Raw genomic sequence first — 19,636 nt, forward strand, 5'->3', positions numbered from 1 at the left:
AAGCACATCTTGCGTCAGCGTGGGCCCTCGGGCGTCTGCGCCACGCGACAGTCAACGCGTTGAAAGCTTGGCCGCGAGGGCTTTGGCGGCGGGCGTCCACGAGAAGCGGAAGTCAGGCTCGCGGTACAATCGAGCGGTCGCATCAGGCGTCCGCTGATTAAAAAATGAGCCGCTTTTCTACAAATTCAAGGTCTGCGCCGGGGCGGTTCGATCCGCGCCGTCCGCAAGCCCTGGCCGACGTGCTGGATCGCACCGACGCGTTCCGCGCGCTGCGCGCGGGCGTCGAGCAAGTGGCGGCGCTCCAGCGCGATCTGACCGCGCTGCTGCCCGACTATCTCGCGGCGAATGTCGAGCCGGGCTTCATCAAGGACGGCGTGCTCGCGCTTTTCGCCGCGCACAATGCGCTCGCCGCGCGCTTGCGGCATATCGAGCCGCGGCTTCTGTCGGATCTCCAGCAGCGAGGCTGGGCGGTGGATTCGCTCAAGATTCGCGTGCGTCCGCAGTCGATGAAGGAAGCGCCGCCGCCGAAGCAGGCGCGCATGTCGGCGGCGGGCGCGTCGGCGCTGCACGACCTTGCAGAGACGCTCGCGCCTTCGCCGCTACAGGAAGCGCTCGGGCGCATGGCGGCGCGTCACCAGGGGCGCGGGCAAAAAAAATGAGCGGCGCTTTCGCTGCCGCTCACCTTTCGTCCTGCTTTTTGCCGATGATCAGGCAAACGCCGTCTGCGTATCGAATGCGAAACCGCGCGGCGCTTTCTGGGTGTCCTCGAACGTGACGATTTCGTAAGCCTCTTCGTTCGCGAGAAGTTCGCGCAGAAGCATGTTGTTCATCGCGTGACCGCCCTTGTACGCGGTGTACGACGCGAGCAGCGGATGACCCACGACGTACAGGTCGCCGATGGCGTCGAGCATCTTGTGCTTCACGAACTCGTCGTCGTAGCGCAAGCCGTCGTTGTTCAGGATGCGGTACTCGTCGAGCACGATGGCGTTGTCCATGCTGCCGCCGCGCGCGAGACCCAGCTCGCGCATCATTTCCACTTCATGCGCAAAACCGAACGTGCGAGCGCGAGCAATTTCGCGCACATACGACGTCGTCGCGAAATCGACTTCCAGCGCCTGGCCCGTCTTGTCGACTGCCGGATGGCGGAAATCGATAGTAAAGCTCAGTTTGAAGCCGAAATACGGTTCGAGACGCGCAAATTTATCGCCATCGCGCACTTCGACCGGCTTTTTCACCTTGATGAACTTCTTCGGCGCGTTCTGCTCTTCGATACCCGCCGACTGAATGAGAAACACGAACGAAGACGCGCTGCCGTCCATGATCGGGATTTCCTCGGCGGTGACATCGACGTACAGATTGTCGATGCCCAGGCCCGCGCACGCCGACATCAGGTGCTCGATAGTCGACACGCGCGCGCCGTCCTTCTGGAGCACGGACGCGAGCCGCGTATCGCCGATCGCCATGGCAGACGCAGGGATGTCGACCGGCTGCGGCAGGTCGATCCGAGAAAACACGATGCCCGTTCCAACCGGTGCCGGGCGCAGCGTCAGATCGACCTTGCGGCCGGAATGGAGCCCGATTCCCACGGTTTTGACGACGGTCTTAATTGTTCGCTGCTTCAACATGATTTTTTTCCGATAGCAATTCCCAATAAAGAGAATTAATCGTTCATTGAATTCTAATAGATCGAAGTATACTCCATTCGGACTAAGCCGTCCCAAACGAAGAGGTATCAACTGTTTCCCTGTGTTACGCCGCGATGCAGGGACAGTCAAGTAGAACGGGCCGATGGCCGGAATGGAGGCATTTCCGGTCATCGGCCCCAAGTTGTCGCCGAATGCGAGGGCGTCTTCAAGCGTTGTACAAAGACAACGCGACGCCGCTGCGCTCAGCGCAACGTCGCCAGAATGCTGCGAGCGTCGCTGACTTCGAACTTTCCGGGCGCTTCGACAGCGAGCGTCTTGACCACGCCGTTGTCGACCACCATCGCGTAACGCTGGGAACGGATTCCCATGCCACGCTCGGACAAATCCTGATCCAGTCCGAGTGCCTGAGTGAAACGCGCACTGCCGTCCGCCATCATCCTCACCTTGCCCGCGGCTTGGAGATCGCGTCCCCACGCGTTCATGACGAACGCGTCGTTGACGGAAACGCACCAGATTTCGTCGATGCCGGCGGCCCGAAACTCATCCGCCGCCTCGACATAACCCGGCACGTGTCTGGCGGAACACGTCGGCGTGAACGCGCCCGGCAATCCGAAGATCACCACGCGCTTGCCGGCGGTCCGCTCGCGCACCGCGAACCCGTTCGGTCCCACGGCACAGCCCTCGCTCGCCACTTCGATGAACTCGAAGAGACGCGCATCAGGCAACGTTTCACCCACTTCGATCATGCTCGGTCCTTCCCTCGTCAGTGCTCGAAACACCTTGCGATTGCATCGTCCCGCAGTCCCGCCTCGCGCTTAATCGACGATTCAGGTTTCATTTGCTCGTCGGCAAATTCGTGGAGGTCGGCTGGCCACGGCCTGGCGTCTGATGCTGACGCGGCCTTGGACAGTCGCCCCACGCGAAACCTGCGCCGCCTTCTCATGCCCGGCGCGTGCCTGCGGTGGCTGCATTGCTCTTGCTAGCTAGCGAGCAACGAGCACAGCGCGACTTCAGTCCGCTTGCTTGCGCAGGAACGCCGGGATGTCGTACGTATCGACGCCCTTTTCCTGCAATGCCTGCACGTGCGATGCCGCCGTTTCGCGCGACGAACGCCACACAGCCGGCGTGTCCAGCGAACCGTAATCCGTTGCCTGACCGTGCTGCGGCGCGTACGTGTTGTGCGACGCGTGCGCGACCGGCTGATTGTCGGTGCCCGTGCGCAGGAGCGTCATCGGCGCTTGCTGCTGCTTCTTCGCCGCGCGGCCGAGGCCCGTTGCGACCACCGTCACGCGCAGGGCGTCGCCCATGGCGTCGTCGTACACCGCGCCGAAGATCACGGTTGCGTCGTCGGCGGCGTAGCTCTTGATGGTGTTCATCACTTCGCGCGTTTCCGAGAGACGCAGCGAACGGCTCGACGTGATGTTGACCAGCACGCCCCGCGCACCCGACAGATCGACGCCTTCGAGCAGCGGACTCGCCACAGCTTGTTCCGCAGCAAGACGCGCGCGATCGACGCCGGCGACGGTCGCCGTGCCCATCATCGCCTTGCCCTGCTCGCCCATCACCGTCTTCACGTCTTCGAAGTCGACGTTCACGAGACCGTCGACGTTGATGATTTCCGCAATGCCCGCGACAGCGTTGTTCAGCACGTCATCCGCGCACTGGAAGCACTTGTCCATCTCGGCGTCGTCGCCCATCACCTCGAAGAGCTTGTCGTTCAGCACGACGATCAGCGAATCGACGTGATCCTCCAGTTGCTGCGAGCCGGCTTCCGCCACGCGCATGCGGCGGCCGCCTTCAAATTCGAACGGCTTGCTCACGACGCCGACCGTCAGAATCCCCATTTCCTTCGCGATTTGCGCGACCACCGGTGCCGCGCCCGTGCCCGTGCCGCCACCCATGCCCGCGGTGATGAACACCATGTGCGCGCCGCGCAGCGCATCGGCGATACGCTCGCGCGCATCTTCGGCAGCTTCCTTGCCCTTCTCCGGCTTGGCGCCCGCGCCCAGACCGGTCATGCCCAACTGCAACACTTGCGGCGCGCGCGAACGCGCGAGCGCCTGTGCGTCGGTGTTCATCACGATGAAGTCGACGCCCTGCACACCCCGGTTGATCATGTGCTGAACGGCATTGCCGCCCGCACCACCAACTCCGACCACCTTGATGATCGTTCCGTTGGTTTCCGTTTCCAGCATTTCGAAATCCATGTTGCCTCCGTCAAGAATGAAGATCGGCGTTATCCGGTGAGAGATCGGGCAACCCCTCGCCGCGCGCTAGCCGCCGGTACCGGCGCGAATTATATTCATTACTTAAATACGTTTGTTTCGTACTGCTCTGTTCCGTGCAAGCTTCAGAAGTTTCCGAGGAACCAGTCTTTCATTCGTGTGAGCACTTGCCCCATCGATCCGTTCTGCACCGCGACCTTGCGACCGCGCATGCGTTGCGAGCGTCCTTCGGCGAGCAGGCCCATGGCGGTCGAATAGCGCGGGTTGCGCACGACGTCCGCGAGACCGCCGGCGTACTCGGGCACGCCGATGCGCACCGGCTTCAGGAAGATGTCTTCGCCGAGCTCCACCATGCCGGGCATCATCGCCGCGCCGCCGGTCAGCACGACGCCGCTCGACAGCAACTCTTCGTAGCCGGATTCGCGCACGACCTGCTGCACGAGCGAGAACAGCTCCTCGACGCGCGGCTCGACCACCGCCGCCAGCGCCTGACGCGACAGCGTGCGCGGACCGCGTTCGCCGAGACCCGGCACTTCGATCATCTCGTCGGGGTCCGCGAGCGCCTGCTTCGCGATGCCGTACGTCACCTTGATGTCTTCCGCGTCGGGCGTGGGCGTGCGCAGCGCCATCGCGACGTCGCTCGTGATCTGATCGCCGGCAATCGGAATCACCGCCGTATGACGAATCGCGCCTTCGCTGAAGATGGCGATGTCCGTCGTCCCGCCGCCGATATCGACGAGCACGACGCCCAGTTCCTTCTCGTCCTCGGTCAGCACCGCCAGCGACGACGCGAGCGGCTGCAAGATGAGATCGTTCACTTCGAGCCCGCAGCGGCGCACGCACTTCACGATGTTCTGCGCCGCGCTCACCGCGCCCGTGACGATATGCACCTTCACTTCGAGGCGAATGCCGCTCATACCGATCGGCTCGCGCACGTCTTCCTGACCGTCGATGATGAATTCCTGCGTCAGGATGTGCAGCACCTGCTGATCGGTCGGAATGTTGATCGCCTTGGCCGTTTCGATCACGCGGGCGACGTCCGTCTGCGTGACTTCCTTGTCCTTGATCGCGACCATGCCGCTCGAATTGAAGCTGCGGATATGGCTGCCCGCGATGCCGGTGAAGACGTTCGTGATCTTGCAATCCGCCATCAGCTCGGCTTCTTCAAGCGCGCGCTGAATGGATTGCACCGTTGCCTCGATGTTGACCACGACGCCTTTCTTCAACCCCTTCGAGTCGCTCTGACCGAGTCCGATCACCTCGTAGTGGCCTTCGCCCTTCAATTCGGCGACGATCGCGACCACCTTCGACGTTCCGATGTCGAGGGAAACCAGCAGGTCTTTGTAGTCTTTGCTCATAGCGTGCTCATGCCTGTGATGTCTGCTTACTTCTTGGCCTTGTCGGTGTCGTTGATGAAGCGCATGCCGGCGGCGCGTATCGCGAAGCCGTTGGGATAACGCAAATCCGCATATTCGATGTCCTTGCCCCACCGCCCCGTGACCGCTGCCCACGACGCGACGAAGCGCTTGCAACGGTCATCCAGCGTGTCCTGATTGCGCTCGCGGCCCAGTTCGATCTGCGTGCCGTTCGAAAGCTTCACGGTCCACGCGAAGCGCGGCGACAGCGTGACTTCCTCCGGCTGCGCGTCGAGCGGCGCGAACCACTTCTGAAAGTCGTGATACCGCGCGACCACTTCCTTCGCCGTGCCTTCCGGACCGTCGAACGCGGGCAGGTCGTCGTCCAGTTCGCCCTGGTTCGCGGTGAAAAGCTCGCCATCCACGCTGACCAGCTGATCGTTGCCCCACGTGCCGAGCGGCTTGTATTCCTCCAGCGTCACGGCGATCGCGTTCGGCCACACGCGACGCACGCTCGCGCGGCGCACCCACGGCATCTGCTCGAACGCGGTGCGCGCGGCGTCGAGATCGACGGTGAAGAAGTTGCCCTTCAGATGCCCCACGACGCTCGCGCGCACGGTCGGGGAATTGATGTGCGTCGTATCGCCGTCGATCTGAATCTCGCGCAGACGAAACTCGGGACGCTGGATCGCGTAGACGCCCGCCGCGCACAGCAGCATCAACACGAGCATGGCGTTGAGCGCGCTGGCGGCGAGATTCATCTGGCGAACGTTGTTCCACATGGTTGCGCTTCGTCAGTTCTTGAGGGTGAGAGACAGCACCTTCACAACCAGATCCTTGTAGCTGATGCCGACCGCGCGCGCCGCTTTCGGCGGCAGCGAGTGATCCGTCATGCCCGGCGCGGTGTTCACTTCGAGGAAGTACGGATTGCCGTCGGCGTCCAGCATGAAATCGGCGCGGCCCCAGTCCGTGCAGCCGAGCATGTCGAACGCGCGCTGCGTCAGTTGCTTCATGCGCGCTTCTTCGGCCTCCGTCAGACCGCAGGGAATCAGATACTTCGTGTCGTCGGCGACGTACTTCGCGTGATAGTCGTAGAACTCGCCCGCCGGCACGATCTTGATGACCGGCAAATCGAGATCGCCGGCGATGCAGCACGTGTACTCGCCGCCGCCTTCGATGCTCTGCTCGACGATCACGATCTTGTCGAACTTCGCGGCCTCTTCCAGCGCCGGCACGAGCCGTTGCGCGCTCTTTACCTTGATGACCGCGACGCTCGATCCTTCGCTCGCCGGCTTCACGAAGAGCGGCAGCCCCAGCTTCGCGATGATTTCCTGCGCGCGCTCCGCATAGTCGTCGCCGCGATAGACGGTTTCGAACGGCGGCGTCGGAATGCCGGTCTGCTGCCACACGAGCTTGGTGCGCAGCTTGTCCATGCCGAGCGCCGAGCCGAGCACGCCGCTGCCCGTATAGCGAATGCCGTAGAAATCCAGCGCGCCTTGCAACTGGCCGTTCTCGCCATAGCCGCCGTGCAGCGCGATGAACGCGCGCTCGAAACCTTCCGCCTTTAGATCCGACAACGGGCGTTCGGCGGGATCGAACGGATGCGCGTCGACGCCCGCCTCTCGCAGCCCTTCCAGCACGAGGCGGCCCGAGTTGAGCGAGACTTCGCGCTCGGCGGAATTCCCGCCGAGAAGCACCGCCACTTTGCCGAAGACCTTCGGATCGATGTTGTTCACTGTGTTACTCATGACGTCGTTTGTTGCTGTCTTCACTGCGGCTGGCTCTGCGCGAGCCGCCCGCATACACCGCCGATGGAACCCGCGCCCATCGTGATCACCACGTCGCCGTTGCGCGCGAGCGTCGTCACGGCGTCCGGCACTTCATCCACCGTTTCGACGAACACCGGCTCCACCTTGCCCGCCACGCGGATCGCGCGTGCGAGCGCGCGGCCGTCGGCGGCGACGATCGGCGCTTCGCCTGCGGCATAAACATCGGTGAGAACGAGTGCGTCCACGGTGGAGAGCACCTTCACGAAATCTTCGAAACAGTCGCGCGTGCGCGTATAGCGATGCGGCTGGAACGCCAGCACGAGACGCCGGTCCGGGAACGCGCCGCGCGCCGCCGCGATGGTCGCGGCCATTTCCACCGGGTGATGCCCGTAGTCGTCGATCAGCGTGTACGCGCCTTCGTTGTCGTTCGTCTTCACGTCGCCGTAACGCTGGAAGCGCCGGCCGACACCGTTGAATTCGGCGAGCGCCCTCTGGATATCGGCATCCGCCACTTCGAGTTCAGTCGCAATCGCAATGGCGGCGAGCGCGTTCTGCACGTTATGCAGGCCCGGCAGATTCAACACGATGTCGAGCGGCGGCGCATCTTCGCGCAGCGTCGTGAAGTGCATGCGGCCGTCGCGCGCCTCGACGTTGACCGCGCGCACCTGCGCTTCCGCGCCGATGCCATAGCGGATGATCGGCTTCGACACGAACGGCAGGATCTCGCGCACGTTCGGGTCGTCGACGCACAGCACCGCGATGCCGTAGAACGGCAGCCGGTGCGTGAATTCGATGAACGCCTGCTTGAGCCGCGCGAAGTCGTGGCCGTAGGTGTCCATGTGATCGGCGTCGATGTTCGTGATGACTTCGATCACCGGGAAGAGATTGAGGAACGACGCGTCCGATTCATCGGCTTCGGCGACAATGAAATCGCCCGTGCCGAGCCGCGCGTTCGCGCCCGCGCTGATCAGACGCCCGCCGATCACGAACGTCGGATCGAGCCCGCCCGCGGCCAACACGCTTGCGACGAGCGATGTCGTCGTGGTCTTGCCGTGCGTGCCGGCAATGGCGATGCCCTGCTTCAGCCGCATGAGTTCGGCGAGCATGACGGCGCGCGGCACGATCGGCACGCGCCGATGGCGCGCCGCCAGCACTTCGGGATTGTCGGGACGCACGGCCGTCGATACGACGACCGCGTTCGCGCCTTCGATGTTCTGCTCGTTGTGTCCGATCTCGACGCGCGCGCCGAGCGCCTTCAGCCGCTCGGTGACGGCGTTCTTCGAAAGGTCCGAGCCGCTGACCTGGTAGCCGAGGTTCAGCAGCACTTCCGCGATGCCGCTCATCCCTGCTCCGCCGATGCCGACGAAGTGAATGTGCTTGACGATGTGTTTCATGACTTAATGTGCCTCCCGAGCTTGGCCCGTAAGACGCGCGCCGGCGACGTCGGCGCAGACGGTCGCGACCCGTTCGGTCGCGTCCGGTTTCGCCAGGGCGCGTGAGCGCGCGGCCATCTCCGCCAGCGTGTCGCGCGTCTGCGCACGCAACCAGCCGGCGAGCTTTTCCGCCGACAAGTCGCGTTGTTGTATCAATTCCGCTGCGCCGTTCTTCGCGAGGAACGCGCCGTTGGTCGTCTGGTGATCGTCGACGGCGAACGGGAACGGCACGAAGAGCGCCGCCACGCCGACCGCCGCGATTTCGGACACCGTCATCGCACCCGAGCGGCAAATCACGAGATCGGCGGATGCGTACGCGCTCGCCATGTCCTCGATGAACGGCACGAGCTGCAAGTCTTCGCCGCGCGAAAGACCGGCCGCCGCGTAGTTCGCCTGCAATGCTTCGATGTGCTTCGCGCCGGCCTGATGCACGATGCGCGGACGTTCATCCGGCGACAGCAGCGCGAGCGCCTTCGGCACCGTTTCGTTCAGCGCGGCCGCGCCCAGACTGCCGCCGACGACAAGCACGTTCAGCTTGCCCGTGCGCGACGCGTAGCGTTCTTTGGGCGGCAATGTCGACGTAAGTTCCGCGCGAATGGGATTGCCGGTCCATTCGGCATTCGGCAGAGCATTGGGAAACGCGACAAGCACGCGCTTTGCGAGATGCGCGAGCACCTTGTTCGCGAGACCCGCGATGGAGTTCTGTTCGTGCAGCACGAGCGGGCAGCCCGCGAGCTTCGTCATGATGCCCGCCGGAAACGTGATGTAGCCGCCCATGCCGAGAACCACGTCCGGCTTCACCTGACGCAGCACGCGCAGGCTTTGCGAGCACGCGCGCATGAGATTCACCGGCAGCATCAGCTTCGTCTTGATGCCCTTGCCGCGCACGCCGCCGAAGCGCACGCATTCCATCGGGATGCCGTGCTTGGGTACGAGCGTCGCTTCCATGCCGCTCGCGTTGCCGAGCCAGACGACGCGCCAGCCGCGCGCCTGCATCCAGTGCGCGACCGCGAGCCCCGGAAACACGTGGCCGCCGGTGCCGCCCGCCATGACCATCAGCGTGGGGCGTTGCGCGCTCATACTTTGCCTCCGCGCATGAGCACGCGATTCTCATAATCGACGCGCAGCAGCACCGCCAGCGCGACGCAGTTCAGCAAGATGCCCGAGCCGCCGTAGCTGACGAGCGGCAGCGTGAGGCCCTTGGTCGGCAGAAGACCGAGGTTGACGCCCATGTTGATGAACGTCTGCGCGCCGAACCAAATGCCGACGCCCTTCGCCATCAGACCGGCGAACGTGCGATCGAGCGCGAGCGCCTGACGTCCGATCTCGAACGCGCGGCGCACGATCCAGTAGAACAGCAGAATCACGCAGATGACGCCGACGAAACCGAGTTCCTCGCCGATCACCGCGAGAATGAAGTCGGTATGCGCTTCCGGCAGATAGTTGAGCTTCTCGACGCTTCCGCCGAGACCGACGCCGAACCACTCGCCGCGCCCGAACGCGATCAGCGAGTGCGTCAGCTGATACGCCTTGCCCTGCGCGTAGCGGTCGTCCCACGGATCGAGATAAGCGAAGATCCGCTCGCGACGCCACGGCGAGAGCCACACGAGCATCGTGAACGTGCCGACCGCCGTGAGCACCAGACCGCCGAAGAGCTTGCCATTCACGCCGCCGAGGAACAGCACGCCCATTGCAATGGCGGCGATCACCATGAACGCGCCCATGTCCGGTTCGAGCAGCAAGAGCGCGCCGACCGCGCCGACCGCTACGGCCATCGGCAAGAAGCCCTTGCCGAAGCTGTGCATGAACTCTTGCTTGCGCACCGTGTAATTCGCGGCGTAGATCGTGACCGCGAGCTTCATGATTTCGGACGGCTGCATGTTCGTGATGCCGAGCGGAATCCAGCGGCGCGCGCCGTTCACGCCCTTGCCGATATGCGGAATCAGCACGATGACGAGCATCACGAGCGCGACCAGAAAGAGCTTCGGCGCGAGCTTGTCCCAGGTCTTCACCGGAATCTTGAACGCGATGACCGCGCCGACGAGCGCGGTCGCGACGGAAACGAGGTGCCGCACGAGGAAGTGATAGTCGCGGTACTGCGCGTACTTCGGCGAATCCGGCATGGCGATGGACGCCGAATACACCATCACGATGCCGAGCCCGAGCAACGCGATCGTCACCCACAAGAGCGAATGGTCGTAGTCGAGCATGCGCGAGCGCGCGGGACGCACGCCGTTGACGGCGCTCGAAATGCCGCCCGAGCGCCCGGCGAGCGAATCGTTCGGAACCGCGTTCCGCTGCCCGGTGATTTTCGATCCGAAGCGGTCCGACCAGCTCATAGCATCACTCCCCGCGCGGCGGCGATATCTTCGACCGCGCTGCGAAACACGTCGGCGCGGTGTGCGTAGTTCTTGAACATGTCGAGGCTCGCGCACGCGGGCGAAAGCAACACGGCGTCGCCCGGCTCGGCGATGCGCGATGCCGCCTCGGTCGCGGCTTCGAGCGTGGCGTGATCTTCGAGCGCGACGCCCGTCGATGCGAGCGTCTCGCGAATGCGCGGCGCGTCGCGGCCGACCAGCATCACCGCACGCGCCCAGCGCGCAACCGGCGCTTCCAGCGGCGAGAAGTCCTGACCTTTGCCGTCGCCGCCTGCAATCAGCACGACGCGTTGCGCGAGGCCATCCAGCGCGGCGACCGTCGCGCCGACGTTCGTGCCCTTGCTGTCGTCCACATAATCGACGCCGTCGATCTGCGCGATCACCTCCACGCGATGCGGTTCGCCGCGATACTCGCGCAAGCCGTGCAAGAGAGCGGCGAGCGGCAGGTCGATGGCGCGGGCGAGCGCGAGCGCGGCGAGCGCATTGGCCGCGTTGTGCAGGCCGCGAATGCGCAGCGCGTCGGCGGGCATCAGCCGCTTGGCAACGACGTTCGGCGCGGCGACATCCTGCTTGCGGCGGCGCGATGGCGCGGGTTCGTCGGCAGCGTCGCGGTCGATACCTTGCGCGAGCCACGCAATGCCGTTGTCGCGCAACAAGCCGTAGTCGCCGACCTTCGACGGCTCATCCAGCCCGAACGTCACGATGCGGTCCTGCGCGATGTTTGCGGCGAGCGCCATCGTGCGGGCGTCGTCGCGATTCAGCACGCGCACCGTGCGCGGCCCGAAGATGCGGCCCTTCGCGGCGGCGTAGGCGTCCAGGCCGCCGTGCCAGTCGAGATGATCCTGCGTGATGTTCAGCACGGCAGCCGCATCCGGCGCGAAGCTGTGCGATGTTTCGAGCTGGAAGCTGGAGAGTTCGAGCACCCAGACGTCCGGCAGCGCGGTTTGATCGATGGCTTCGGCGAGCTTGTCGAGCATCGCCGGGCTGATGTTGCCCGCGACCGCCACGCGCTTGCCCGCGCGTTCGCACAGAAGACCGGTGAGCGCCGTGGTCGTGGTCTTGCCGTTGGTGCCGGTGATCGCGAGCACCTTCGGCTCGTAGCCGTTCACGGCTAGACCGGCGAGCGCCTGCGCGAACAGTTCGAGTTCGCCCCACACCGGAATGCCGCGCTCCTTCGCCGCCGCGATGAGCGGCGCGAGGTCCGGCGCGAGCGGCGAAAGACCGGGGCTGATGGCAAGCAGTTCGATGCCGCCGTCGAGCAGTCCGGTCGTGAACGCGCCGCCGACGAACTCCGCGTCGATGTTGTGGATTACCAGTTCCGACAGATTCGGCGGGTTCTCGCGCGTATCGGCGATCCGCAGCCGGCACCCGTGCCTGGCGCACCAGCGCGCCATCGCGAGGCCGGATTCACCGAGCCCCAGCACGAGCACCATCGGACTTTGCCGACCGGAAAACTTCTCGCCAAACATCGCTTTACCCTTTCCTGAAACCGAAGAAACCGCAGACGTGCACGATCAACGCAGCTTGAGCGTCGACAAGCCGAAGAGACACAACATCAACGTGATGATCCAGAAGCGCACCACCACTTGCGTTTCCGTCCAGCCGGACAGTTCGTAGTGGTGATGGAGCGGCGCCATCTTGAAGAAGCGCCGGCCTTCGCCGTAACGGCGCTTCGTGAACTTGAACCAGAAGACTTGCAGCATGACGGAGAGCGTTTCCGCCACGAAAATGCCGCCCATGATGAACAGCACGATTTCCTGACGAACGATTACCGCGATGGTGCCGAGCGCGCCGCCGAGCGCGAGCGCGCCGACATCGCCCATGAAGACTTGCGCGGGGTGCGTGTTGTACCAAAGGAACGCGAGGCCCGCGCCGCCCATGGCTGAGCAGAAGATCAGCAGTTCGCCCGCGCCGGGAATGTGCGGAAAGAGCAGGTACTTCGAATAGACCGAGCTGCCCATCACGTACGCGAACGCGCCGAGCGACGCGCCCACCAGCACGACGGGCATGATGACGAGACCGTCGAGGCCGTCGGTGAGGTTCACCGCATTGCTCGATCCGACGATCACGAAGTACGTCATCGCGATGAAGCCCCACACGCCGAGCGGATACGTGATCGACTTGAGGAACGGCAGCATGAGGTCGGCGCGCGCGGGCAGGCCCATCGAGAGGCCGCTGCGCACCCACGCCATGAAGAGATCGAAGACGCGCGTGTTGCTCGCCTCGGATACGCTGAACGCCAGATACACGGCCGCGAACAGGCCGATGACCGACTGCCACAAATACTTCTCGCGCGACGACATGCCGCGCGGGTCCTTGTGCACGACCTTGCGATAGTCGTCCACCCAGCCGATCACGCCATAGCCGAACGTGACGAGCATCACGATCCACACGAAGCGGTTCGTGAGATCGGCCCAGAGAAGCGTCGAAACCGCGATGCCCATGAGGATCAGCACACCGCCCATCGTCGGCGTGCCCGACTTGACGAGGTGCGTTTGCGGGCCGTCCTTGCGCACCGCCTGACCGACTTTCATCGCGGTCAGCTTGCGGATGACCCACGGGCCGCAGACGAGACCGATCAAAAGCGCCGTCGCGGTGGCGCCCACCGCGCGGAACGTAATGTAGGTGAACACGCGCATGAAGCTGGCGTCATTCTGAAGCCATTGCGCGAGTGCGAGTAGCATGCTGGTCCTTCTCTTTCTGTGAGTCAGTGTGCAGCGGGCGCATTGCCCGCCGCGGGTTGTTGTGGGCTCGTCAGGGCGTCCACCACGCGCTCCATCTTCATGAAGCGCGAGCCTTTCGCGAGATACGTTGCGCCGGGTCCGAACCCGGCTTGCTGAAGAGCGTCGATGAGCGTGGTCACGTCGTCGAAATGAACGGCGGTCTGCTTCGACGCCGCCGCGCGGAATGCGTTCACCGAATCGCGGCTCGCTTCGCCGAGTGCGAACAACGCATCGATGCCGCGCTCGGCCGCATACGCGCCGACTTCGCGATGAAACGCCGGCCCTTCTTCACCGACTTCCCCCATGTCGCCCATCACGAGCACGCGCGGCGCGGCCTGCGCCGCGAGCACGTCGATGGCGGCGCGCATGGAATCGGGATTGGAGTTGTACGTGTCGTCGATGATGGTCGCGCCCGCGAGCGCGCCCGTCACCGCGCGCTTCACCTGCAAGCGGCCCTTCACCGGCTGAAACGCTTCGAGGCCGCGCTTGATGACGTCGAGCGATACGCCCGCCGCCAGCGCGGCGGCCGTGGCCGCGAGCGCATTGCGCGCGTTGTGTTCGCCGAGCACGGTAAGCGCAATGTCGATGCGGCCTTGCGGCGTGCGGACATGAACCGTCGCGCCGTCGACCGTGCCCGTGACTGCCGCCTTCGACTCGTCGTCCGTCAGCGCGAAGTCCATGATCGGATTGCCGGTGGCCGCCACGCGCCAGATGCTCGCGTAGTGGTCGTCGGCGGGGAACACGGCCGTGCCGGTGTCGCCGAGCGCGTGAATGACGGACGCATGTTCGAGCGCGACGGCTTCGACGGTGGCCATGAACTCCTGATGCTCGCGCTGCGCGTTGTTGACTACAGCGACCGTCGGCGCAGCGATCTTGCCGAGCGCATCCGTCTCGCCCGGATGATTCATGCCGAGCTCGACTACCGCGAGCCGATGCGCCGCGCTCAGGCGAAACAGCGTGAGCGGCAGGCCAATGTCGTTGTTGAAGTTGCCCGCGGTCGCGAGCCGCGCGTCTTCGCCGACTGCCGCCGCGAAGATCGACGCGATCATTTCCTTGACCGTCGTCTTGCCATTGCTGCCGGTGACGGCGACGAGCGGCATGCTGAAGCGCTTGCGCCAGCCGTGCGCCAGCGCACCGAGCGCCGCACGCGTGTCCTTTACCTTGATGACTGGCAGCGGCCAGGCATCGGAATTGCGCACATCGCGCGAGACGAGCGCGGCGGCCGCGCCGCTCTTCGCCACTTGATCGAGGAAGTCATGCGCATCGAAGCGATCGCCCTTCACCGCGACGAACAGATCGCCCGCCTGCACGGCGCGGCTGTCGGTCACGACGCGTTCAATGGCGATAGCTTCGTCGCCCTGAAAGACCGCGCCGGGAATCAGCGCGGCGGCTTCGCGCAAGGTGAACATCGTCATTCGCCGCCTCCGCGTTGGTGCGTGGCGCGTGCGGCAAGCGCGAGGCGCGCGTGATCCTGATCCGAGAACGCGCGCTTTTTGCCCATGATTTCCTGCGTGGCCTCGTGTCCTTTTCCGGCGAGCAGTACGACATCTTCGCGCGCCGCCGAGCGCAGCGCCTGCAGAATGGCGCTCGCGCGATCCTCGATGCGCCGAACCTTCGCCGCGTGCTTCATGCCGGCGGCAATCTGGTCGATGATGGCGAGCGGATCTTCGCTGCGCGGATTGTCGCTGGTGATGACGACCTGATCCGCGAGACGCTCGGCGATTTCGCCCATCAGCGGACGCTTGGTCGCGTCGCGGTCACCGCCGCAGCCGAACATGCAGACGAGCTCGCCGCCGCGCGCGGCAGCGATCGGGCGCAGGGCGGCGAGCGTTTTTTCGAGCGCGTCGGGCGTGTGCGCGTAGTCGATCACGACGAGCGGCTCATCGTTTTGCAGCCGGCCGCCGAGACGCTCCATGCGGCCGTTGACCGATTCGAGCTTCGAGATGCGCGCGAGCGCGGCATCGAACGGAACGCCGACTTCGAGCAGCACGCCGAGCACCGCGAGCAGATTGCTCACGTTGAACGTGCCGAGCGTGTTCACTTCGACTTCGGCCTCGCCCCAGTCGGACGAAAGATGAAACGCGGTGCCCGTGGCGGTTGCGCGCACGCGGCTCGCGAGCAGCACGGCGTCGGCGCTCGGCGGGGCATCGGCCGGCATGTCGACGGCGTACGCAATCGTGCGGACCTTCCCGCGCAGCGATTCGATGAGACGCTGACCGGCGGCATCGTCGCGATTGACGATGGCCGTTTTCAGCGACGGCCACGCGAAAAGACGCGCTTTCGCGGCTTCGTAAGCCTCGAACGTGCCGTGATAGTCGAGATGATCCTGCGTGAGATTCGTGAAGATGGCGATGTCGAAGTCCGTGCCGTTCACGCGCCCCTGATGCAGCGCATGCGACGAGACTTCCATCGCGACAGCCTCCGCGCCTTGCGCCTTCAGTTGCGCGAGGCTGCGCTGAAGCTGCGGCGCATCGGGCGTGGTGAAGCCAGTGGACGCGAGCTTGCCCGGCATGCCGATGCCGAGCGTGCCGACGATCGCGCACGGCCGACCGAGCGCGGTCAGCGCGGTGGCGATCCACTGGCTGCACGATGTCTTGCCGTTGGTGCCCGTCACGCCGACGGTGAGCATCGAGGCGCTCGGCTCGCCGTACCACGCGGACGCAATCGGACCCGCGAGTTCGTTGAGCGCGGGCACGGCCAACGCCTTCGACGCGTCCGGCTTGCCCGCGAAGTTCTCCGGCTGATACAGCGCGGCAGCCGCGCCCGCGCCGAGCGCCGCGTCGAGATACGGCCGGTTGTCCGCGCCGTCGACGGCGTACGCCAGGAACACGTCGCCGCTTTTGAGCGAGCGCGTGTCGGCGTGCAACTGGGCCTCGGGCCGCGCATGGGCGCGCAGCCATTGAACGGCATGTGAAACGTCCTTCTGCATCTTGCTCTGACGGGGCGCGCTCATCGCACGACTCCCGGATGTGTCTTCGTGTTGCTCGAAACGGCGACTTTCTTCACCGTTTTAGCGTTGTTCGAACCGTTCGCGTTCGCGGGCTGCGCGGACGCTTGCGTGGCGGAATTGGACTCGTCCGTCACGACCATTTGCTTGACCGGCATGTCCGGCGGCACGTTCAGCGCGCGGAGTGTGTCGCCGACGATGCCCGAGAACACCGGCCCCGATACCTGCCCGCCGAAGTGGCTGCCCGCCGTCGGTTCGTCGACCGATACGGCCACCACGATGCGCGGATTCGGCATCGGCGCCATGCCGACGAACGACGCGCGGTACTTCGAATGATCGTAGCCGCGGCCCGCGTGCTTGTACGCCGTACCGCTCTTGCCGCCGACGCGATAGCCCGGCACTGCCGCATCCGGCGACGTGCCGTTCTTCGACACGACCGTCTCGAGCATGGCGCGAACCTCGCGCGCGGTGGTCGGCGAGAAGACTTGCTGGCCCGCCGGCGGCTGATCGCCCGGCGTGCGGAAAATCGAGACCGGCAGAATCGTGCCGTCATGCGCGATGGCGGTGTACGCGCGAGCCAGCTGAAACAGCGACGCCGACAAGCCGTAGCCATAAGACATGGTCGCCTGCTCGATGCGCCGCCAGCTTTTCCACGGCCGCAGACGTCCGGTGACGGCGCCCGGAAAACCGACTTTCGGCGCCTGACCGAGACCCAGGCTCGTGTACATGTTCCACATTTCCTCGGGCCGCAATTGCATCGCAATTTTGGTCGCGCCGATATTGCTCGACTTCTGAATCACGCCGCCGACGGTGAGCGTGCCGAAACCGGAGTCGTCCGTGATGCGCGCGCCGTCCAGCACGAACACGCCGCCGCCCGTTTCCACGAGCGTATTCGGCGTCACGCGATGCAGATCGAGCGCGAGCGAAACGGTGAACGGCTTCATGATCGAGCCCGGCTCGAAAGTGTCCGTCAGAATGCGGTTGCGCAACTGCTCGCCGGTCATGCGCGAGCGGTCGTTCGGGTTGTAGGTGGGATAGTTGACGAGCGCGAGCACTTCGCCCGTCTTCACGTCGATCACCATCGCAGCGCCGGCCTTCGCCTTCGTCTTTTCGACGGCCGCTTTCAGGTCCGTGTACGCGATGTACTGAATCTTGCTGTCGATCGAAAGCTCGACGTCCTGGCCGTTATGCGGCACGACCTGTTCGTCGACGTCCTCGACGATATGCCCCATCCGGTCCTTGATGACGCGACGCATGCCCGGCGTGCCGGCCAGCACGCTCTGGTCGCCGAGTTCGACGCCTTCCTGGCCCTTGTCTTCAATATTAGTAAAGCCGATCAGGTGCGCGGTGATTTCGCCTTCCGGATAGAAGCGCTTGTATTCGCCGCGCGAATAGATGCCCGGAATGTCGAGCGCCGCCACTTTCTGCGCGACTTCGAGCGGGACCTGACGCTTCACGTAGACGAACGTCTTGTCCATCGACAGTTTCGCGCGCAGGTCTTTCTGCGTCATGTCGAGCAGCTTCGCGAGTTCGGCGAGCTTGTCCGCGCCAAGATCGTTCGGGACGGCTTCGGGAATCGCCCAGATAGCCTTCACGGGCAGGCTCGTGGCGAGCACGAGGCCATTGCGGTCGCGGATCTGGCCGCGAGTCGCGGGCATTTCCAGCGTGCGCTGATAGCGGCTCTCGCCCTGTTTCTTGAAGAAAGCGTTGCCCGGGCCCTGAATCCAGAAGGCGCGTGCCGCCAGCGCGACGAACGCCATGAACAACAGGAACACGACGAGCTTCGAGCGCCACATGGGCAGGCGCACGGCGAGAATCGGGTTGGGCGTGTAGGCGACGTCCTTCTGCTTCGCGGATTTCTTCATCGTTTGACTCCGCGTGCGGACGGCGCCGAGGCAGGCAACGGCGGCGGCATGGGTGCTTCGGCGGCCTTCGCGGTCGCCGGGTCGTAGGTCAGGTATTGCGTGCGGCCGGTTGTCACGGGCTGCATCTTCAGTGAATTAGTGGCCAACTGCTCGATGCGCGAAGTCTTCGACAATGCGCTCTGCTGATACTGGAACTGCGCGTAATCCTGTTGAAGCTGGCGCTCCTGCGACTGCGCCCGCTGCAGTTCGATGAACACCTGCCGCTGCTTGTTCGTGGCGCTGACGACCGACAGCGCGCACCCGAGCACGACGATGAGGAGAAAAATGTTGAGACGGTTCATGGCGCGATGCGCTCCGCGATACGCATGACCGCGGACCGGGCGCGCGGGTTGTCGGCGACTTCCGCATCGCTCGGAAACACGCGGCCGACGATCCGCAGAGGCGGACTCGGCAGATCGACCGCGCGGATCGGCAAACGACGGTCCACCGCCGGCGCGCTCGATTGCGCCTGCATGAACCGCTTGACGATCCGGTCTTCGAGCGAATGAAAGCTGATCACGACCAGCCGCCCCCCTTGCTCCAACAACGAAAGTGCCGATTCAAGAACTACTTGCAGCTCCGCAAGCTCTTGATTGATATGAATCCGTATAGCCTGAAAGGTGCGAGTTGCCGGGTCCTTGCCCTTTTCACGGGTCTTGACGACGTGACCCACGATTTCGGCAAGCTCGCGCGTGCTGACGAGAGGCCCAAGACGGTCGGACTCTGCCCTGCGAGCAACAAGCGCCTTTGCAATCTGAAAAGCAAACCGTTCTTCCCCATAATCTCTGATCACCTCCGTCATTTCCTGCACCGTGGCCCGCGCGAGCCACTCGGCCGCCGACTCGCCGCGAGTCGGGTCCATCCTCATGTCGAGCGGACCTTCCGCGCGGAAACTGAAACCGCGCTCGGGATCGTCCACCTGCGGCGACGACACTCCGAGGTCCAGCAACACGCCCGACACCCGCTCTATCCCGCGCTCGATCGCCGCGCTTCGCAACGCGGCGAAGCTGTCATGCACGATCGAAAAGCGCGGATCCTGAATCTGTTGCGCCGTGGCGATGGCGAGCGGGTCCTTGTCGAACGCGATCAGCCGCCCTGCTTCGCCCAGCCGCTGCAATACCGCCCGGCTATGACCGCCGCGCCCAAAGGTGCCATCTATATAGATACCGTCGGCGCGCGTGATCAGTCCGTCTACCGCTTCCTTCAACAGCACCGTGCGATGCTGCAAGTCATTTCCCATCGCAGATGCCATGTTT

Annotated in this window: 17 protein-coding genes; 1 reads left to right on the plus strand and 16 read right to left on the minus strand. The window is 64.6% G+C overall.

What is annotated here, in order from left to right; translation table 11 throughout:
• The first annotated feature begins 164 nt into the window (after positions 1-164).
• A complete protein-coding gene (locus tag JYK05_RS11220; protein ID WP_206467068.1) occupies positions 165-659 on the plus strand; it encodes a DUF721 domain-containing protein in 495 nt (164 codons plus the stop codon).
• Positions 660-707: 48 nt separating this feature from the next.
• Here the strand turns inward: JYK05_RS11220 and lpxC are convergent, their stop codons facing one another.
• The 16 genes from lpxC to rsmH all read right to left on the minus strand — a co-directional run bounded on the left by lpxC (position 708) and on the right by rsmH (position 19,632).
• Entirely contained in the window at positions 708-1,625 is a 918-nt protein-coding gene (gene lpxC / locus JYK05_RS11225) for a UDP-3-O-acyl-N-acetylglucosamine deacetylase (protein ID WP_206467069.1), read from the minus strand.
• Positions 1,626-1,888: 263 nt separating this feature from the next.
• Complete coding sequence (locus tag JYK05_RS11230) at positions 1,889-2,392, minus strand: peroxiredoxin (protein ID WP_206467070.1); 504 nt, start codon at positions 2,390-2,392, stop codon at positions 1,889-1,891.
• 264 nt (positions 2,393-2,656) lie between these two features.
• Positions 2,657-3,853 carry a cell division protein FtsZ gene (gene ftsZ, locus JYK05_RS11235; RefSeq protein ID WP_175945177.1) on the minus strand — a complete coding sequence of 399 codons (1,197 nt, stop codon included), beginning with the start codon at positions 3,851-3,853 and terminating at the stop codon, positions 2,657-2,659.
• Between the two features lie 143 nt (positions 3,854-3,996).
• Entirely contained in the window at positions 3,997-5,229 is a 1,233-nt protein-coding gene (gene ftsA / locus JYK05_RS11240) for a cell division protein FtsA (RefSeq protein ID WP_159837031.1), read from the minus strand.
• 26 nt (positions 5,230-5,255) lie between these two features.
• A complete protein-coding gene (locus JYK05_RS11245) occupies positions 5,256-6,008 on the minus strand; it encodes a cell division protein FtsQ/DivIB (protein ID WP_206467071.1) in 753 nt (250 codons plus the stop codon).
• A gap of 12 nt (positions 6,009-6,020) precedes the next feature.
• On the minus strand, positions 6,021-6,962 hold the full coding sequence (locus JYK05_RS11250) for a D-alanine--D-alanine ligase (protein WP_206468285.1): 942 nt from the start codon (positions 6,960-6,962) through the stop codon (positions 6,021-6,023).
• A 32-nt stretch (positions 6,963-6,994) separates the two neighbouring features.
• Positions 6,995-8,389: a UDP-N-acetylmuramate--L-alanine ligase gene (gene murC / locus JYK05_RS11255; protein WP_175945181.1), complete on the minus strand. Its 1,395-nt coding sequence runs from the start codon at positions 8,387-8,389 to the stop codon at positions 6,995-6,997.
• Between the two features lie 3 nt (positions 8,390-8,392).
• The gene (gene murG / locus JYK05_RS11260) at positions 8,393-9,508 is read right to left on the minus strand and encodes an undecaprenyldiphospho-muramoylpentapeptide beta-N-acetylglucosaminyltransferase (RefSeq protein ID WP_206467072.1); all 1,116 of its coding nucleotides are present in this window, start codon (positions 9,506-9,508) and stop codon (positions 8,393-8,395) included.
• Positions 9,505-10,767 carry a putative lipid II flippase FtsW gene (gene ftsW / locus JYK05_RS11265; protein WP_175945185.1) on the minus strand — a complete coding sequence of 421 codons (1,263 nt, stop codon included), beginning with the start codon at positions 10,765-10,767 and terminating at the stop codon, positions 9,505-9,507. Before ftsW ends, murG begins: the two co-directional genes overlap by 4 nt.
• Positions 10,764-12,275 carry a UDP-N-acetylmuramoyl-L-alanine--D-glutamate ligase gene (gene murD, locus JYK05_RS11270; protein ID WP_206467073.1) on the minus strand — a complete coding sequence of 504 codons (1,512 nt, stop codon included), beginning with the start codon at positions 12,273-12,275 and terminating at the stop codon, positions 10,764-10,766. The genes ftsW and murD overlap by 4 nt, the downstream gene beginning before the upstream one ends.
• 45 nt (positions 12,276-12,320) lie before the next feature.
• The gene (mraY, locus tag JYK05_RS11275) at positions 12,321-13,490 is read right to left on the minus strand and encodes a phospho-N-acetylmuramoyl-pentapeptide-transferase (RefSeq protein ID WP_175945189.1); all 1,170 of its coding nucleotides are present in this window, start codon (positions 13,488-13,490) and stop codon (positions 12,321-12,323) included.
• Positions 13,491-13,513: 23 nt separating this feature from the next.
• Entirely contained in the window at positions 13,514-14,944 is a 1,431-nt protein-coding gene (gene murF / locus JYK05_RS11280) for a UDP-N-acetylmuramoyl-tripeptide--D-alanyl-D-alanine ligase (RefSeq protein WP_206467074.1), read from the minus strand.
• On the minus strand, positions 14,941-16,482 hold the full coding sequence (locus JYK05_RS11285; RefSeq protein ID WP_206467075.1) for a UDP-N-acetylmuramoyl-L-alanyl-D-glutamate--2,6-diaminopimelate ligase: 1,542 nt from the start codon (positions 16,480-16,482) through the stop codon (positions 14,941-14,943). The genes murF and JYK05_RS11285 overlap by 4 nt, the downstream gene beginning before the upstream one ends.
• A complete protein-coding gene (locus JYK05_RS11290; RefSeq protein ID WP_206467076.1) occupies positions 16,479-18,341 on the minus strand; it encodes a penicillin-binding protein 2 in 1,863 nt (620 codons plus the stop codon). Before JYK05_RS11290 ends, JYK05_RS11285 begins: the two co-directional genes overlap by 4 nt.
• Positions 18,338-18,682 (minus strand): cell division protein FtsL, encoded by a 345-nt coding sequence (gene ftsL / locus JYK05_RS11295; protein ID WP_175945199.1) that lies wholly within the window; start codon positions 18,680-18,682, stop codon positions 18,338-18,340. The genes JYK05_RS11290 and ftsL overlap by 4 nt, the downstream gene beginning before the upstream one ends.
• Positions 18,679-19,632 (minus strand): 16S rRNA (cytosine(1402)-N(4))-methyltransferase RsmH, encoded by a 954-nt coding sequence (rsmH, locus tag JYK05_RS11300; protein ID WP_206467077.1) that lies wholly within the window; start codon positions 19,630-19,632, stop codon positions 18,679-18,681. The genes ftsL and rsmH overlap by 4 nt, the downstream gene beginning before the upstream one ends.
• Between the last annotated feature and the right edge of the window lie 4 nt (positions 19,633-19,636).

Origin of the sequence: Caballeronia sp. M1242 (assembly GCF_017220215.1) — a bacterium.
Taxonomy (GTDB): Bacteria; Pseudomonadota; Gammaproteobacteria; order Burkholderiales; family Burkholderiaceae; genus Caballeronia.

Bases quoted from the DNA above. Each gene is read 5' to 3' on its own strand.
- JYK05_RS11220 (WP_206467068.1), top strand. From the start codon at position 165: ATGAGCCGCTTTTCTACAAATTCAAGGTCTGCGCCGGGGCGGTTCGAT.
- lpxC (WP_206467069.1), bottom strand. From the start codon at position 1,625: ATGTTGAAGCAGCGAACAATTAAGACCGTCGTCAAAACCGTGGGAATC.
- JYK05_RS11230 (WP_206467070.1), bottom strand. From the start codon at position 2,392: ATGATCGAAGTGGGTGAAACGTTGCCTGATGCGCGTCTCTTCGAGTTC.
- ftsZ (WP_175945177.1), bottom strand. From the start codon at position 3,853: ATGGATTTCGAAATGCTGGAAACGGAAACCAACGGAACGATCATCAAG.
- ftsA (WP_159837031.1), bottom strand. From the start codon at position 5,229: ATGAGCAAAGACTACAAAGACCTGCTGGTTTCCCTCGACATCGGAACG.
- JYK05_RS11245 (WP_206467071.1), bottom strand. From the start codon at position 6,008: ATGTGGAACAACGTTCGCCAGATGAATCTCGCCGCCAGCGCGCTCAAC.
- murC (WP_175945181.1), bottom strand. From the start codon at position 8,389: ATGAAACACATCGTCAAGCACATTCACTTCGTCGGCATCGGCGGAGCA.
- murG (WP_206467072.1), bottom strand. From the start codon at position 9,508: ATGAGCGCGCAACGCCCCACGCTGATGGTCATGGCGGGCGGCACCGGC.
- ftsW (WP_175945185.1), bottom strand. From the start codon at position 10,767: ATGAGCTGGTCGGACCGCTTCGGATCGAAAATCACCGGGCAGCGGAAC.
- murD (WP_206467073.1), bottom strand. From the start codon at position 12,275: ATGTTTGGCGAGAAGTTTTCCGGTCGGCAAAGTCCGATGGTGCTCGTG.
- mraY (WP_175945189.1), bottom strand. From the start codon at position 13,490: ATGCTACTCGCACTCGCGCAATGGCTTCAGAATGACGCCAGCTTCATG.
- murF (WP_206467074.1), bottom strand. From the start codon at position 14,944: ATGACGATGTTCACCTTGCGCGAAGCCGCCGCGCTGATTCCCGGCGCG.
- JYK05_RS11285 (WP_206467075.1), bottom strand. From the start codon at position 16,482: ATGAGCGCGCCCCGTCAGAGCAAGATGCAGAAGGACGTTTCACATGCC.
- JYK05_RS11290 (WP_206467076.1), bottom strand. From the start codon at position 18,341: ATGAAGAAATCCGCGAAGCAGAAGGACGTCGCCTACACGCCCAACCCG.
- ftsL (WP_175945199.1), bottom strand. From the start codon at position 18,682: ATGAACCGTCTCAACATTTTTCTCCTCATCGTCGTGCTCGGGTGCGCG.
- rsmH (WP_206467077.1), bottom strand. From the start codon at position 19,632: ATGGCATCTGCGATGGGAAATGACTTGCAGCATCGCACGGTGCTGTTG.